We start from the raw sequence: 16,053 nt of genomic DNA, 5'->3' as shown, positions 1-16,053 counted from the left end.
GTGTGATGTAACCGATAGCGCCGCGCGAACTCCAGCAACACCGGGCTGTGGAACCCTACAGCTTCATACCGCGGCTGATGATCTCCTTCATGATCTCCGAGGTGCCGGCGAAGATGCGCTGAATGCGCGCGTTCGCGTACATCTTGCAGATCGGGTACTCCCACATGTAGCCCCAGCCGCCATGCAGTTGCACGCCCTCGTCTACCACCTTGCCGAGCAGCTCGGTGGTGAAGAGTTTGGCCTCTGCGGCAACTTCCGGGGTGAGTTTCTTCTGGTTGTGATCCAGCACGCAGCGGTCGGTGAAGACCTGCGCCACGTCGACCTGGGTGCGCATTTCCGCCAGTTTGAAGCGGGTGTTCTGAAAATGCGCCACCGGGCGCCCGAAGGCCTGGCGTTCCCTGACGTAATCAATGGTGGTCTGCAGGGCCACCTCAGCCCCAGCCACTGCACCGCAGGCGTTGGTCAGGCGCTCCTGAGCGAGCATGTTCATCAGGTAGAAGAAGCCGCCCTTGGCATCGCCCAGCAGATTCTCCTTGGGCACCTTGACCTCGCTGAAGAACAGTTCGGCAGTGTCCTGGCTGTGCATGCCGAGCTTCTTCAGCTTCTTGCCGCGCTCGAAGCCAGGCATGCCACGCTCCACCAGGAACAGGCCCATGGCGTGCTTGTTGGCCGGGTCGGTCTTGGCCGCGACTATCACCAGGTCGGCCAGGTAGCCGTTGGAGATGAATACCTTGGAGCCGTTGAGCAGCCAATGATCGCCCTTGTCCACCGCAGTGGTGCGCATGCCCGCCAGGTCGGAGCCGGCAGACGGCTCGGTCATCGCCACGGCGAGAATGGTCTCGCCGCTGACGATGCCCGGCATGAGACGCGCCTTCTGCTCGGCGTTGCCGTACTCGGCGATATAGGGGCCGCACAGGGCCGAGTGCAGCGGGATCATGAAGCCAGGCTCGTTGATCCGCGCCAGCTCCTCGCACATGATCTGCTCGTAGCGAAAATCCTTGAGCCCGGCGCCGCCGTACTGCTCGTCCGCCCAGGGCAGCAGAAACCCCATCTCGCCGGCCTTGCGCCACACGCTGCGGTCGACCACGCCGGCGGCCTCCCACTCCTCCTGATGCGGCACCACCTCCTTGTCGAGGAACGTCGCGAAGGCATCGCGGAACAGATTGTGCTCGGTGTCGAAATGGTTGCGCTGCATGGGGCGGATCCTCCGCTGCTTGTTATTGCGCGAAGGTTAGGTGTGCCGCCGCATGCCGCTCAATGACCCATGCGCTCAGGTGCGGTTGACTCATTCGGTCAAAGTAGCTGGTGATACCGGACTGGCAAGTTTGTGTGTTGGCTTACTGGTGTTCTGAACGCCGCTTCGGTGTGTTCAGAAACTCCTTGTTTCGCCCCCTCGGGCGACTCACTTTTCTTTGAGCTGCGCAAAGAAAAGTAAGCAAAAGAAACGCACCCCCGCCATCCGGGTCTCGCTTCGCTCGACTTCCCTCACTCCGGCACCGCTCCGGGGTCGGCGTACATGGGCCATCCCTGGCCCATTACGCCTCTCGCGGCATGCCCCCTGCGCAATGCCTACGTTCGGCCTCCTGAAGGGGGAGTTAGCGCGCCTGAGCGTATATTGGCTCCGGGCATGCCCGGCGTGCTCTGGTAGCAGTGGAGCCATGATGTGGCCGCCGGGTTAAACCAAAACTTTCATTCGCGCACTTTCATTCGCTTGAATAGCTTGCCGGCTTTCAGCCGGCATTCAGGTCAGCCCTAAGGCTGACCCATGTTCAAGCACTCCACGCTAATTCTGGGTTACCGCAGGTTCAGGCGCGTGCAGAGCCCGCCCAGGAGGGTGAGCGGAATCGTCGTGGAAGAGGTCGAGCGACATGGATGTCGCGAGAGCCGCGATGGGCCAGGGATGGCCCACCGTGGCGGGCCTCTGGAGCGGCGATGGAGTGAGCGAACCCTCGCGCAGCGAGGGCCGGATGATCGGGCGGAGGGTTTTGGTTACTTTGCCCGCAAAGTGACTCGCCCGGGAGGGCGAAACGAGAGACGTCAGCTAAACACCTATAAGCAGCTTGAACACCGAAAACCACCGAGCACTCACACCGTATTGCCAGTCCGGTATCAAGCCCTCAGACCTACCCGAAGCCCCTCAAAAAGCCCGCCATAAAGGCGGGCCGAGGGTGACACCTCAAGAAGGTCAAGCCAGCTCGCGATTGGCCGGAGCTGCCGGTACGGCAGGTGCCTCGACCATATCGGGCCTGCCATCGGATGCCAGCTCACGCTGCAGCGTGTCCTCATCCAGCTCCTTGCACCACTTGGCGACCACGATGGTGGCCACGCCATTGCCCACCAGGTTGGTCAGGGCCCGGGCTTCGGACATGAAGCGGTCGATGCCGAGGATCAGCGCCAGGCCGGCGACCGGCAGGTGGCCGACGGCAGACAGGGTGGCGGCGAGCACGATGAAACCGCTGCCGGTCACCCCAGCCGCACCCTTGGAGGCCACCAGCAGTACCAGCAGCAGGGTGATCTGGTGGGTGATGTCCATCGGCGTGTCGGTGGCCTGGGCGATGAACACCGCGGCCATGGTCAGGTAGATGGAGGTGCCGTCGAGGTTGAAGGAGTAGCCGGTGGGAATCACCAGGCCGACCACCGACTTGTTCGCCCCGAGCTTTTCCATCTTGCTCAGCATGCGCGGCAGCGCCGACTCGGAGGACGAAGTACCGAGCACGATCATCAGTTCCTCGCGGATATAACGGATGAAGCGCAGGATGCTGAAGCCATGGGCCCGGGCGATGCCGCCCAGCACCACCAGCACGAAGAACAGGCAGGTGATGTAGAAGCACATCATCAACTGCCCCAGTTGCACCAGCGAACCCACGCCGTACTGACCGATGGTGAAGGCCATGGCGCCGAAGGCACCGAGCGGCGCCAGCTTCATGATCATGTTGATGATGCCGAACATGACGTGGGCGATGCGGTCGATGAACTCCAGCACCGGCTTGCCGAAATCCCCCATGCGCTGCAGAGCGAAGGCGAAGAGCACGGAGAAGAACAGTACCTGGAGGATGTCGCCATTGGCGAAGGCGCCGACCACGGTGTTGGGGATGACGTTGAGCAAAAAGCCGATGGTGCTCTGCTGCTCGCCCGCCGTGGCGAAGGCAGCGATCTTGCTGGCGTCCAGGGTGCTCGGGTCGACATGCATGCCGGCGCCCGGCTGAGCGATGTTGACCACCAACAACCCCACCATCAGAGCGATGGTGGACACCACCTCGAAGTACATCAACGCATAGCCGCCGGTACGGCCGACCGCCTTCATGTCCTGCATACCAGCGATGCCGCTGACCACGGTGCAGAAGATGATGGGGGCAATGACCATTTTGATCAGTTTGACGAAACCGTCGCCGAGCGGCTTCAACGCAACACCGGTTTCCGGATAGAAGTGGCCGAGCAAGATACCCACGGCGATGGCAAACAGCACCTGTACGTAGAGCACCTTGTAGAAGGGTTGACGGTTGACGGCAGTGATCATGGCAATACCTCGACGCCCCATGGCAGCATCCGCAACACGCCAGGGGGCTTTGCATAAACGATGCCCCTCCTTCTGGAGGGATTTATTGTCCAGGTGCGCCTCGCGCGCCCTTGTACGCAGCCATCGCAAACGCCATGCCACAGGTTACAAAATATTAAAAACCTTCAATTTCAATGAGTTGAGAAGCATAAACTCTGCTAACGCAAGGATACGCCTGGCGGTTTCCCGCACGCGCCCTGCACCAGCCTGGCGGATATCCCACCGCTCGGCGTGCTTGTTCAGCAGGCGCGGGACTGGCTACCATCGCCAGCAAAAAGGCTGAACCCTCCATGCGCGAACGCACCATCGCCAGCCACTTCGTCCAGGCCGCTTTGCGCGGAGCGCAGCGTCATGGCCAGCCCTGCGACGACCTGCTGCGCCAGGCCGGCATCCAGTCGGCAATCCTCCAGCAGCCGCGCGCGCGTATCGCCCCCGAACAGTTCGCCCGCCTGGTGCAGTTGCTCTGGGAAGCCCTCGACGACGAGTACCTGGGCTTCGGCAGGCTGCCGAGCAAGCGCGGCACCTTTGCCATGATGGGGCACGCCATCATCCATTGCCGCACGCTGGAAAAGGCGCTGAACCGCGGCGTGCTGTTCTATGGCCTGTTTCCCGAAGCACCACGCATTCGTCTGCAGCGTGAGGGCGACTGGGCGCGCCTGAGCGTGGACGACAGCGCGCTGTGGGATCCGGATCACTTCCTGCTGGAAAGCCTGCTGGTGATCTGGCACCGCCTGGGCAGTTGGTTGATCGGCCAGCGCATCCGCCTGGAAGAAGCCACCTTCGCCCATGCGGAGCCGGCCCATGCCGCCGAGTACGACCTGCTGTTCCCCTGCCCCCGGCGCTTTGCCGCTGGGGGCAACAGCCTGCTGTTTCATGCCCGCTACCTGGACATGCCCCTGCTACAGGACGAGCGCACCCTCAAGCAGTTTCTCCTGCACTCCCCCGCCGACCTGCTGGCCCGCCCCGATGGTGGCGCCAGCCTGATCAGCCAGATCCGCCGTCTGCTCGGCCGCGATTGCCGCACCTGGCCGGATCTGGAGCGGGTCGCCCAGCAGTTGCACACCAGCCCGCAGACCCTGCGCCGGCATCTGCGTGAGGAAGGCAGCAGCTTTCAGGAGCTCAAGGATCATCTGCGCCGCGATCTGGCCATCTATTACCTGGGTCGCAACGAAATGACCATCGAGATCATCGCCGAGCAGCTCGGTTTTTCCGAACCCTCGGCGTTCCACCGCGCCTTCAAGAAATGGACGGGACTGACGCCCGGCGCCTACCGGGCCGCCCAGTAGCGATCAGCTCAAACCTGCCGCGCGCGCACGGGCCGCGTGCAGTTTCTTGTAGCTATCGATCAGGCGCAGGTGCTTGTCCAGGCCTTCGAGCTGCATGCTGGTCGGGGTCAGGCCATGGAAGCGCACGCTGCCGTCCACCGAGCCGATCACCGCGTCCATGCGCTCGTTGCCGAACATGCGCCGCAGGTTGTGCTCGTAGTTGGCCAACTCCAGCTCGTCGTCCAGCTGAATCTCCAGCACGGCGTTGACCGCCTGATAGAACAGGCCGCGCTCGACGGTGTTGTCGTTGTACTGCAGGAAGGCCTCGACCAGCTCCTTGGCGTCGTCGTATTTCTTCAGCGCCAGGTTGATCAACAGCTTCAGCTCGAGGATGGTGAGCTGGCCCCAGACCGTGTTGTCGTCGAACTCGACGCCGATCAGCGTGGTGATGTCGGTGTAGTCATCGACCTCGGTGTTGTTCAGGTTACGCAGCAGCGACTTCAGCTCGCGGTCGCTCAGGGCGTGCAGGTTGAGGATGTCCTTGCGGAACAGCAGCGCCTTGTTGGTGTTGTCCCAGATCAGGTCCTCGACCGGGTAGATCTCCGAGTAACCCGGCACCAGGATGCGGCAAGCGTTGGCGCCGAGGTCGTCATAGGTGGCCACGTAGACTTCCTTGCCCATCGCTTCAAGGATGCCGAACAGGGTCGCGGCTTCCTGCTCGTTGGAGTCGGCCCCCTCGCCGGAGAAGTCCCATTCGACGAACTCGAAGTCCGGTGTGGCGCCGAAGAAGCGCCAGGACACCACACCGCTGGAATCGATGAAGTGCTCGACGAAGTTGTTCGGCTCGGTCAGCGCCAGGCTGTCGAAGGTGGGTTGCGGCAGGTCGTTGAGGCCCTCGAAGCTGCGCCCCTGCAGCAGCTCGGTAAGGCTGCGCTCCAGCGCCACCTCGAAGCTCGGGTGCGCGCCGAAGGAAGCGAACACGCCGCCGGTGCGCGGGTTCATCAGGGTCACGCACATCACCGGGAATTCGCCGCCGAGCGAAGCGTCCTTCACCAGCACCGGGAAGCCTTGCTCCTCCAGGCCCTGGATGCCGGCGAGGATGGCCGGGTACTTGGCCAGTACGGCCTGCGGCACGTCCGGCAGGCACAGCTCGTTCTCGAGGATCTCGCGCTTGACCGCTCGCTCGAAGATTTCCGACAGGCACTGCACCTGGGCCTCGGCCAGGGTATTGCCGGCGCTCATGCCGTTGGAGAGATACAGATTTTCGATCAGGTTGGAGGGGAAATACACCGTCTCGCCATCGCTCTGGCGCACGAACGGCAGCGAGCAGATGCCGCGCAGGGTGTTGCCGGAGTTGGTGTCGTACAGGTGCGAGCCGCGCAGCTCGCCGTCCGGGTTGTAGATGGCTCGGCAGTGCTCGTCGAGAATTTCCTCGGGCAGCGCATCCTTCGGCCCCGGCTTGAACCAGCGCTCGTTGGGGTAGTGGACGAACGCGGCATTGGCGATGTCCTCGCCCCAGAACTGGTCGTTGTAGAAGAAGTTGCAGTTCAACCGCTCGATGAACTCGCCCAGAGCCGAGGCCAGCGCGGCCTCCTTGGTCGCGCCCTTGCCATTGGTGAAGCACAGATTCGACTGCGCGTCGCGGATATGCAGCGACCAGACGTTGGGCACGATGTTGCGCCAGGAGGCGATCTCGATCTTCATCCCCAGCTCGGCGAGGATGCCCGACATGTTGGCGATGGTCTGTTCCAGCGGCAGATCCTTGCCGGCAATGTAAGTGGTGGTATCGGCTACCGGCATCAGCAGCGCCTGGGCGTCGGCGTCGAGGTTCTCCACCTCCTCGATGATGAACTCGGGGCCCTGTTGCACCACCTTCTTCACGGTGCAGCGGTCGATGGAGCGCAGAATCCCTAAGCGATCCTTCTCGGAAATGTCCGCCGGCAGCTCGACCTGGATCTTGAAGATCTGCGCGTAGCGGTTCTCCGGGTCGACGATGTTGTTCTGCGACAGGCGGATGTGCTCGGTGGGGATGTCGCGCGTCTGGCAGTACAGCTTGACGAAGTACGCCGCGCACAACGCCGAGGAGGCCAGGAAGTAGTCGAACGGCCCCGGCGCCGAGCCGTCGCCCTTGTAGCGGATGGGTTGGTCGGCCACCACGGTGAAGTCATCGAACTTGGCTTCAAGTCGAAGGTTGTCGAGAAAGTTGACCTTGATTTCCATGGGGGCTTACCAGAATAGCGGGTGGGACGATCAGCCCGCCATTATCCGGGTTTTGCCCCGGATGTCTCGCCCCGCGGCTTCAGTCGTACAGACGCACGCGGAAGCAGGCCCCGCCGAGTTCGGAATCCTCCAGGCTCAGTTCGCCGTCGTAGCTTTCGACGATGTCCTCGACCACCGCCAGGCCGATGCCCTGCCCCGGATTCTGCACATCCAGGCGCTCGCCACGCTGCAACACGCGTGCGCGCTGGTCGGCTGGCACGCCAGGGCCATCATCTTCGATGGTCAGCAGACAACCGTCCGCCAGTGGCTCCAGGCGTACCCGCACCTGATGCAGGCAGAGCCGGTAGGCGTTCTCCAGCAGATTGCCGAGCAGCTCCATCAATGCTCCACGCTCCATGGTGATCTGGCTGTGCTCGGGCACGTCGAGGGTGGCCTCGACCTGCTTGTCGCGATACACCTTGGCGAGCGAGCGACACAGGCCGTCGAGCAGCGGCCAGACCTGCTCGCGATGACGCACCAGGCCACTGCGGCGCAGGCTGGCGCGCTGCAACTGATAGCCGACCTGCTGGCTCATGCGTTCGATCTGCGCCTGCATCAGTTGCGCCTGCTCGCGGTTCTCCGGCTGCGCGGTGAGCGTCTCGCCGATGCCTTGCAACACGCTGAGGGGCGTTTTCAGGCTATGGGCAAGATCCTCCAGAGAGTCACGGTAGCGTTCGCGCTGACGCCGTTCGCTGTCGAGCAGGCGGTTGAGGGAGCTGGTCAGGCGCAGCAGTTCGCGCGGATGCTCATCGCTCAGGCGCTGACGGGTACCGGCCTCGACGCCATCGAGTTCGTCACTGAGGCCGCGCAGACTACGGAAGCCCCAGGTCAGACCGAACCACAGCAGCCCCAGCAACACCATCAGGGCCAGGCCCAGCCACAGACGCAACTTCCAGGCGAAGCCATCGAACAGACTCTGGTACTCGCGCGTCGGCTGCATGGTGACGATACTCAGCGCCGTTTCATCGCCGCGCAGCAGATCCACTTCGATGTCGTAGACGAAATACTCCTGGCCGTTGTGGTCGTCGTGGATACGCACGAACTCATGACCATGCCCATCATAGCGCGGCAGGTAACGCACCAGCTCGTACAGGGAAGAGCGCGAGCGCCAGATCAGATTGCCGTCGCGATCGAAGATGAAGCCCAGCAGATGCGAGTCGAGGTTGTCGAATTCCTCGTCTGGCATCTTGTCCGGCATATGCAACTGGCCGTCCTCGATGCGCGCGGCCGAGATCAGTGCGGCGGCATCGGAGGCCAGACGCTTTTCCACGGTCTGCTCCAGGGCGCTGAGAAACACCCCCTGCAGCACCGGCAGCAACAGCAGCATGAACAGCACCGCCAGAGCCGCCGTGCCGAGCATCAGGCGCAGGCGCAGCGAACCGAGACGGGCACGCAGACGGCGCAGGATGATGCGAGCGTGCCTCACTTGCAGCGCTCGTTGAACATGTACCCCTGGCCGCGCACAGTCTCGATCGGTTTGCTCTCCAATGCTGTCTCGAGCTTGCGCCGCAGCCGCCCGACAAGCACCTCGATGACGTTCGGGTCACGTTCCTCGTCGCCGGGATAGAGCTGTTCCATCAGGCGTTCCTTGGCGATCACCTGCTGGTGATGGAGCATCAGGTATTCGAGGATGCGGTATTCGTAGGCCGTCAGTTGCAACGATTGCTCACCGACCGTGGCCTGCTTGCGGTTGAGATCCAGCACCAGATCGCCGGTTTCGATGGTCGACTTGGTGAACCCCGACGAGCGCCGCAGCAAGGCGTTCAGGCGCGCTTCCAGCTCCTCGAACTGGAAGGGTTTGACCAGATAATCGTCGGCACCACAGGACAGACCTTCCACCTTGTCCTGCCAGTTGCCGCGCGCGGTGAGGATAAGGATCGGGAAGTGCTTGTCCTGGCTGCGCAACTGGCGAATCAGGTCGATGCCACTCATGCCCGGCAGGCCGAGATCAACCAGGGCCAGGTCGTGATTGAAGTTGTCCGCGCGGTACAAGGCCTCCTCGGCGGTACGCACGGCATCGACCACATGGCCGTTTTCACTGAGACGAGTGAACAGGTGGTGACGCAACAGGGCCTCATCCTCCACCACCAACAATTTCATGATCCGTGTTCCCTCCTCTTTTCAGTTATACGAAGGCCGGGTATACGCCCGGCCCGTGAATCGCAGTCCGCCGTCAGAAGGCGTAGTTGGCACCGAGGTAGAACTGCGAGCTGCTGTGCAGATCCAGCGAACCGGCCTTGCCCGCACCATGCGGCGCCATCTCGGTGCTGGCATTGGTACGCAGATAACGATATCCGCCTTCGATCGACGTATTGCTGCCCAGTTCCTGCACCACACCCGCTTGCAAACCGGCTGCCAGGCCGATATCGCTGTCACGGGAGAAGCCCCGGCTCTCCTGTTCCAGCTTGACCAACCCGCCGCTCAGGCCGCCGAACAGCTTGGTGCCGTTGTCACCCAGCGGCAAGAACAGGTCGTAGCTTCCCAGCAGGTTCTGCTGGCGCAGCTTGTAGCCACTATGGCTATCGGAAAAATTCTCGTAGCTGAGGTAGTAGCGACCATCGCCCTGCTGCTGGCCAATACGCACGCCCCAGGTGCCGGTGCCATCGATCACCTTGTCGAGCTTGGGGTCGTCCAGGTTGGCATTCAGCGCATTGGACTTCTGGATGTTGTTGTCGGTCTGCCCCCAGGTCAGGCCGAGGAAATTGTCATCGGCCTTGGCAGCGGTAGCGCCCAGCGCCAGGCAAGTGGTCAGTGCGATACGGTTCAGTATGACTTTCATCGAATCGTTCCTCTCGTTGCAGTTGCGATCAACTCGCCAACGAGTCTGTGCGAAGACTACTGAATCCCTGCTGAACCCTCCTTGAACCTGCACTGAATGGGCAGCGAACGACCTATAAACGTCGCACCAGAGCCGCTGCCAGCAGAAACAGGGAGGCGAGAACGGCCAGCAATGCCAGCCAACCGGCATGCTCCCAGACATAACCACCCAGATACCCCACCAGGCTCGACCCCAGGTAATAAGCGCACAGGTACAGCGCCGAAGCCTGCGCCTTGGCCCCCTGCGCATGGACACCGACCTGTCCGCTGGCCACCGCATGGGCAGCGAAGAACCCCAGGGTGAACAGCGCCAGCCCGGCCACGGCCGCACTCAGCCAGGGCGTCGCGCACAGCGCCACGCCCAGCAGCATCAGGGCGATGCTGCCGAGCATCACCTGGCGCGCGCCGAAGCGCGGCACCAGCCGCCCGGCCCAACCGGCGCTGAAGATACCCAGCAGATAGACCACGAACAGCAGGCCGATCACCGTCGCCGAAAGATTGAAGGGCGCGCCGGCCAGGCGAAAGCCTACGTAGTTGAACAGCGCGACAAAGCCGCCCATCAGCAGGAACGCCAGGGCGAACAACCGCCGCAGACGCGGATTGCCCAGGTGCAGGGCGAAGTTGCGCAGCAAGCCACGGGGCGACAGTGGCTGCGCGGTGAAATGCCGCGATGGCGGCAGCAACCAGACGAACAGGCCCAGCGCCAACAGGCCCAGCCCGGCGATACCGCCCAGCGCCCAGGGCCAGCCGCCGATATCACTGAGCAGACCGGCCAGCAGACGGCCGAGCAAGCCGCCCAGGGCCGTGCCACCGATGTACAGGCCCATTGCCGCGGGCAGGGACTGCGGGTCGAACTCCTCACCGACATAGGCCATGGCCAACGCCGGCAGACCGCTCAGTGCCAGCCCCAGCAGCGCGCGCAGGATCAGCAGGCTGTGCCACTGCTCCACCAGCGCGCAGGCGATCCCCAGCAACGCCGCCAGGCCCAGCGCCGCCACCATTACCGGCTTGCGCCCCCAGCTCTCGGCCAACGCACCGGAGACCAGCAGGCACAGCGCCAGGCTGAGGGTCGTCAGCGACAGTGCCAGGCTGCTGCTGGCTGCCGACACGCGAAAGTGCGCGGCCAGCAATGGCAGCAAGGGTTGAACGCAGTAGAGCATGGCGAAGGTGGCGAAACCGGCGCAGAACAGCGCCAGAGTGGCGCGCCGGTAAGCCGCGCTGCCACGAGTCAGATGGGCAGTAGACATGAACGAAAAAACTCACGAAGCATGATGCGGGTGCGCGCTGAATCGACGCCGCCTAATGAATGGAATGCGTAAGAATATTAGCACGCTATCGATAATTCCGAACGCGCCCTCATGCACCTGGCCTGATCTCCCCTCCCTTGATCCAGCTCAACGGACTTTGCCCTTACTAAGGCTAGGGTCTAGCCTGAGATAGGGAACGCACTGGAGCCAAGCGAATGGATAGCACGCCTGAGAGCCAAGCCACGAAAGGCAAGGAAACCCGCCTGTTCATCTTTCTCGTCGTCTGCCTGTTCCCCCTTCTTTCGGTCGCCTTGGTCGGCGGCTACGGATTCATCATCTGGTTCATGCAGATGCTGCTGGGGCCGCCTGGCCCACCCACCTGATCGTTCCTCACCAGACGGAGCCACGGAACATGGCCGCCCCCCTGCATATCGCCAGCCTGCTGGTACACGTACGCCCCGAACTGCTTGGCGCGGTGAAGGCCAACCTGCGCCAGCTCGACGGCGTCGAACTGCACCAGGAAAGCCCTCAGGGCAAGCTGGTGGTGGTGCTGGAGACCGAGCACGAGCGCCACATCCTCGCGCATATCGAACAGATCAACGCGTTGCCGGGCGTGCTCAATGCAGCCCTGGTTTACCACGAACTCCTCGAGCCAGAAGGAGACTCAGAATGAAGCTAACCCGCCGTGAATTCGCCAAAGCCAACGCCGCTGCCATTGCCGCAGCGGCGGCCGGCCTGCCGTTCGTCAGCACTGCCAGCAACCTGATCACCGAGGCGGACATGACCCGCCTGGACTGGAACAAGGCGCCCTGCCGCTTCTGCGGCACCGGCTGCAGCGTGATGGTGGCCACCCGCGACAACCGCGTGGTGGCCACCCATGGCGACGTCAAGGCCGAGGTCAACCGCGGCCTGAACTGCGTCAAGGGCTACTTCCTGTCGAAGATCATGTACGGGATCGACCGCCTCACCCAGCCGCTGCTGCGCATGAAGAACGGTGTGTACGACAAGCAGGGTGAATTCCAGCCGGTGAGCTGGGATCAGGCCTTCGACATCATGGCGCAGAAGATCAAGCAGGCCATCGCCGAACACGGCCCGGAGGCCGTCGGCATGTTCGGCTCCGGCCAGTGGACGGTGTGGGAAGGCTATGCCGCCAACAAGCTAATGAAGGCCGGCCTGCGCAGCAACAACATCGACCCCAACGCGCGGCACTGCATGGCCTCAGCGGTGATGGGCTTCATGCGCACCTTCGGCATGGACGAGCCGATGGGTTGCTACGACGACATCGAGGCCGCCGATGCCTTTGTGCTGTGGGGCTCGAACATGGCCGAGATGCACCCGATCCTCTGGAGCCGGGTCACCGATCGCCGCCTCAGCCATCCGAACACCAAGGTCGCCGTGCTTTCCACCTTCGAGCACCGCAGCTTCGATCTGGCCGACATCCCGCTGGTATTCAAACCGCAGACCGATCTGCTGATCCTCAACTACATCGCCAACCACATCATCGAAAGTGGCGCGGTGAACAAGGAGTTCGTCGGCAAGCACACCAAGTTCGCCCGCGGCGCTGACGACATCGGCTACGGCCTGCGCGCCGACAACCCGCTGGAAATGCAGGCCAAGAACGCGGCCAAGGCCAACACCTGGGAAGACATGTCCTTCGAGCAGTTCGCCGCCTTCGTCAAGCCCTACACCCTGGAGCGCACCGCCAAGGAAAGCGGCGTGGCGCCCGAGCGCCTCAAGGCCCTGGCCGAACTGTACGCCGACCCCAAGCGCAAGGTGGTGTCATTCTGGACCATGGGTTTCAACCAGCACACACGAGGCGTCTGGGCCAACAACCTGATCTATAACATCCACCTGCTCACCGGCAAGATCAGCGAGCCGGGCAACAGCCCCTTCTCGCTGACCGGCCAACCCTCGGCCTGCGGCACCGCACGCGAGGTGGGCACCTTCTCCCACCGCCTGCCCGCCGATCTGCTGGTGGCCAATCCCAAACACCGCGAAACCGCCGAGAAGATCTGGAAGCTGCCGCCCGGCACCATTCAGGAAAAACCGGGCTTTCATGCCGTGGAGCAGAGCCGCAAGCTCAAGGACGGCGTGCTCAAGGTCTACTGGACGCAGGTCAGCAACAACATGCAGGCCGGCCCTAATGTGATGCAGGAAGTGCTGCCGGGCTGGCGCAACCCGCAGGCTTTCGTCATCGTCTCCGACGTCTATCCCACCGTCTCGGCCCAGGCCGCCGACCTGATCCTACCCAGCGCCATGTGGGTGGAGAAGGAAGGCGCCTACGGCAACGCCGAGCGCCGCACGCAGTTCTGGCACCAGTTGGTGAAGGCGCCGGGCGAGGCCAAGTCCGACCTCTGGCAACTGGTGGAATTCTCCAAGCGCTTCACCACCGACGAGATCTGGCCCGCCGAGCTGCTGGCCAAGGCCCCGGACTACAAGGGCAAGACGCTCTACCAAGTGCTGTTCGCCAATGGCCAGGTCGACCAGTTCCCCAGCGAGCAGATCGAGGCCGGTTACGCCAACGACGAGGCCGAAGCATTCGGCTTCTACCTGCAGAAAGGGCTGTTCGAGGAATACGCTCAGTTCGGCCGCGGCCATGGCCATGACCTGGCGCCCTTCGACCGCTATCACGCCGAGCGCGGCCTGCGCTGGCCGGTGGTCGATGGCAAGGAGACGCGCTGGCGCTACCGCGAAGGGCTCGACCCCTACGTGGAAAAAGGCAGCGGTGTACAGTTCTACGGTTACCCGGACAAGCGCGCGCTGATCTTCGCCCTGCCCTACGAGCCGCCAGCCGAGGCGCCGGATGCCGACTTCCCGTTCTGGCTCAGCACCGGCCGCGTACTGGAGCACTGGCACACCGGCAGCATGACCCAGCGTGTCGAAGAACTGCACGGCGCGGTGCCTGATGCCCTGGTGTACATGCATCCGGACGACGCCAAGGCGCTCAAGGCGCGGCGCGGCAGCGAGGTCAGGGTGATCAGCCGACGCGGCGAGATCCGCGCCCGCATCGAAACCCGTGGGCGCAACAAGCCGCCACGCGGCCTGGTCTTCGTGCCCTTCTTCGACGCCAACAAGCTGATCAACAAGGTCACCCTGGACGCCACCGATCCGATCTCCAAGCAGACCGATTACAAGAAGTGTGCGGTGAAGATCGAACTGGTCAGCCTGGCCTGAGGAGAGCCGTCATGAGCCTGCGTTTCCTGCCCCTGCTACTGCTCGCCGCCTTCGGCCTGGCCATCGCCGGTGAGCTCAATTACCCACTCGACGCCCCGGCGCCGGACGGTCGCCGCCCCGGCGGCACCCTCAGTCAGACACTACCGGCACCGGTGCTGGGCAACGAAGAGAACAAAGACCTGCGCCGCGAGCGCAACTACCCGGAACAGCCACCGACCATCCCGCACAGCATTCGCGGCTACCAGGTGGACGCCAACGGCAACAAGTGCCTGACCTGTCACAGCCGGGCCGGCAGTGCCCGCAGCCAGGCGCCGATGATCAGCATTACCCATTACATGGACCGTGACGGCCAGGCCCTGGCGGCGGTTTCACCGCGGCGCTACTTCTGCACCCAGTGCCATGTCACCCAGCAGGAGGTCAAACCCCTGGTCGGCAACAGCTTCCGCAATATCGACCACCTGCTCGAAGACGAAGCAGCCGGCACGGCGAAACCCTGAGAGGCTTATGAAGAAATCGTCGCGAGCGAAGGCAGATCGCGTTTCGCCTGCGCGCAGCAAGCGGAGTGTATTGAAATACATGAGCATTGCGAGCACAGCCGAAATGCGAGATGCCGAGCGCAGTAGATTTATTCACAAGCCGTGAGGAGGCCCAATGAAGTCGTTAATTACCCTGCTCAAGGAATACTGGGGCATCCTGCGTCGCCCGAGCGTGCATTACAGCCTGGGCTTTCTCACACTCGGCGGTTTCATCGCCGGGATCATCTTCTGGGGCGGCTTCAACACCGCGCTGGAGGCCACCAACACCGAGCAATTCTGCATCTCCTGCCATGAGATGCGCGACAACGTCTATGTGGAGCTGCAGGACACCATTCACTACAGCAACCGCTCCGGGGTGCGCGCCACCTGCCCGGACTGCCATGTACCGCACCAGTGGACGGACAAGATCGCGCGCAAGATGCAGGCTTCCAAGGAGGTCTGGGGCAAGATCTTCGGCACCATCGACAGCCGCGACAAGTTCCTGGCAAAACGCCGCGAACTGGCCGAGCACGAGTGGGCCAGGCTCAAGGCCAACGACTCGCTGGAATGCCGCAACTGCCACAACTTCGACTACATGGACTTCACCAAGCAGAGCCCGCGCGCCCGACAGATGCACTCCAGTGCATTGGCCAGCGGTGAAGCCACCTGCATCGATTGTCACAAGGGCATTGCTCACCATCTGCCGGACATGAGCGGCGTGCCGGGCTGGTAGGAGCCTATTGGCCGCGCAGGCGCTGCAGATGCGTCTGCAGGCCAGCCGAGGTCTGCTCGCCCACCAGGCGCTCACGCAGCTTGCCCTGATCATCGACGATATAGGTCACCGGCAGCACATCATTGTGCGGCAAGGCGAAACGCGGCGCCGGATCCTGTGCCAGCACGGTGAACTGGATATCGAAGGCATCGGCGGCACGCTTGAGATCCTCGCCCTGCAAGCCATCGAAGTTGACCCCGATGACTTTCGCCGACTGTGTCTCGAGCGCCTTGGACAGCGCATTGAGCTGGGGAATTTCGGTGCGGCACGGCGCGCACCATTCGGCCCAATAATTGATGACCAGCCACTGGCCATCCAGACGCTCAGCCGGTACCTTCTGCCCATGCTGATCGAGGCCGAAATCCTCGCTGCAACCAACCAGCAGCAGACCGGCCAAAATCCCTACTACCGCATTGCGGAGCTGTAAGCCCATGCACTCGATCCTCGT

14 protein-coding genes are annotated in these 16,053 nt (G+C 63.0%); 6 read left to right on the top strand and 8 right to left on the bottom strand.

Annotated features, from left to right (window positions below):
• Positions 1 to 55: 55 nt before the first annotated feature.
• Positions 56 to 1,195: an acyl-CoA dehydrogenase family protein gene (locus tag OU800_RS09615; RefSeq protein WP_268183264.1), complete on the bottom strand. Its 1,140-nt coding sequence runs from the start codon at positions 1,193 to 1,195 to the stop codon at positions 56 to 58.
• A 990-nt stretch (positions 1,196 to 2,185) separates the two neighbouring features.
• On the bottom strand, positions 2,186 to 3,517 hold the full coding sequence (locus tag OU800_RS09610) for a dicarboxylate/amino acid:cation symporter (RefSeq protein ID WP_268183262.1): 1,332 nt from the start codon (positions 3,515 to 3,517) through the stop codon (positions 2,186 to 2,188).
• Positions 3,518 to 3,846: 329 nt separating this feature from the next.
• Between OU800_RS09610 and OU800_RS09605 the strand changes: the two genes are divergently transcribed.
• Positions 3,847 to 4,842, top strand: coding sequence for an AraC family transcriptional regulator (locus tag OU800_RS09605; RefSeq protein ID WP_268183260.1), 996 nt, complete (start codon positions 3,847 to 3,849; stop codon positions 4,840 to 4,842).
• Positions 4,843 to 4,845: 3 nt separating this feature from the next.
• Here OU800_RS09605 and OU800_RS09600 read toward each other — a convergent pair whose 3' ends face one another.
• From OU800_RS09600 to OU800_RS09580, 5 genes are all read right to left on the bottom strand, one after another.
• Positions 4,846 to 7,041 (bottom strand): OsmC domain/YcaO domain-containing protein, encoded by a 2,196-nt coding sequence (locus tag OU800_RS09600; protein WP_268183258.1) that lies wholly within the window; start codon positions 7,039 to 7,041, stop codon positions 4,846 to 4,848.
• Between the two features lie 79 nt (positions 7,042 to 7,120).
• The gene (locus OU800_RS09595) at positions 7,121 to 8,506 is read right to left on the bottom strand and encodes an ATP-binding protein (protein WP_277372145.1); all 1,386 of its coding nucleotides are present in this window, start codon (positions 8,504 to 8,506) and stop codon (positions 7,121 to 7,123) included.
• Complete coding sequence (locus OU800_RS09590) at positions 8,503 to 9,180, bottom strand: response regulator transcription factor (protein WP_268183255.1); 678 nt, start codon at positions 9,178 to 9,180, stop codon at positions 8,503 to 8,505. The genes OU800_RS09595 and OU800_RS09590 overlap by 4 nt, the downstream gene beginning before the upstream one ends.
• 73 nt (positions 9,181 to 9,253) lie before the next feature.
• Complete coding sequence (locus OU800_RS09585; protein WP_268183253.1) at positions 9,254 to 9,859, bottom strand: outer membrane beta-barrel protein; 606 nt, start codon at positions 9,857 to 9,859, stop codon at positions 9,254 to 9,256.
• A gap of 112 nt (positions 9,860 to 9,971) precedes the next feature.
• A complete protein-coding gene (locus OU800_RS09580) occupies positions 9,972 to 11,144 on the bottom strand; it encodes an MFS transporter (RefSeq protein ID WP_268183251.1) in 1,173 nt (390 codons plus the stop codon).
• 215 nt (positions 11,145 to 11,359) lie between these two features.
• Between OU800_RS09580 and napE the strand changes: the two genes are divergently transcribed.
• From napE to OU800_RS09555, 5 genes are all read left to right on the top strand, one after another.
• The gene (napE, locus tag OU800_RS09575) at positions 11,360 to 11,527 is read left to right on the top strand and encodes a periplasmic nitrate reductase, NapE protein (protein WP_268183249.1); all 168 of its coding nucleotides are present in this window, start codon (positions 11,360 to 11,362) and stop codon (positions 11,525 to 11,527) included.
• Positions 11,528 to 11,556: 29 nt separating this feature from the next.
• On the top strand, positions 11,557 to 11,817 hold the full coding sequence (locus OU800_RS09570; protein WP_268183247.1) for a chaperone NapD: 261 nt from the start codon (positions 11,557 to 11,559) through the stop codon (positions 11,815 to 11,817).
• The gene (gene napA, locus OU800_RS09565) at positions 11,814 to 14,318 is read left to right on the top strand and encodes a nitrate reductase catalytic subunit NapA (RefSeq protein WP_268183245.1); all 2,505 of its coding nucleotides are present in this window, start codon (positions 11,814 to 11,816) and stop codon (positions 14,316 to 14,318) included. The genes OU800_RS09570 and napA overlap by 4 nt, the downstream gene beginning before the upstream one ends.
• Before the next feature lie 11 nt (positions 14,319 to 14,329).
• On the top strand, positions 14,330 to 14,815 hold the full coding sequence (locus OU800_RS09560) for a nitrate reductase cytochrome c-type subunit (protein WP_268183243.1): 486 nt from the start codon (positions 14,330 to 14,332) through the stop codon (positions 14,813 to 14,815).
• Between the two features lie 154 nt (positions 14,816 to 14,969).
• Positions 14,970 to 15,566: a cytochrome c3 family protein gene (locus OU800_RS09555; protein WP_268183241.1), complete on the top strand. Its 597-nt coding sequence runs from the start codon at positions 14,970 to 14,972 to the stop codon at positions 15,564 to 15,566.
• Between the two features lie 4 nt (positions 15,567 to 15,570).
• On the opposite strand, the gene OU800_RS09550 is transcribed toward OU800_RS09555, so the two are convergent.
• The gene (locus OU800_RS09550) at positions 15,571 to 16,038 is read right to left on the bottom strand and encodes a TlpA disulfide reductase family protein (RefSeq protein ID WP_268183238.1); all 468 of its coding nucleotides are present in this window, start codon (positions 16,036 to 16,038) and stop codon (positions 15,571 to 15,573) included.
• Positions 16,039 to 16,053: the final 15 nt, after the last annotated feature.

Origin of the sequence: Pseudomonas sp. GOM7 (assembly GCF_026723825.1) — a bacterium.
GTDB lineage: Bacteria > Pseudomonadota > Gammaproteobacteria > Pseudomonadales > Pseudomonadaceae > Aquipseudomonas.
Note: the sequence above shows the minus strand (reverse complement) of the source record. Positions and strands in the feature narration are given on the sequence as shown.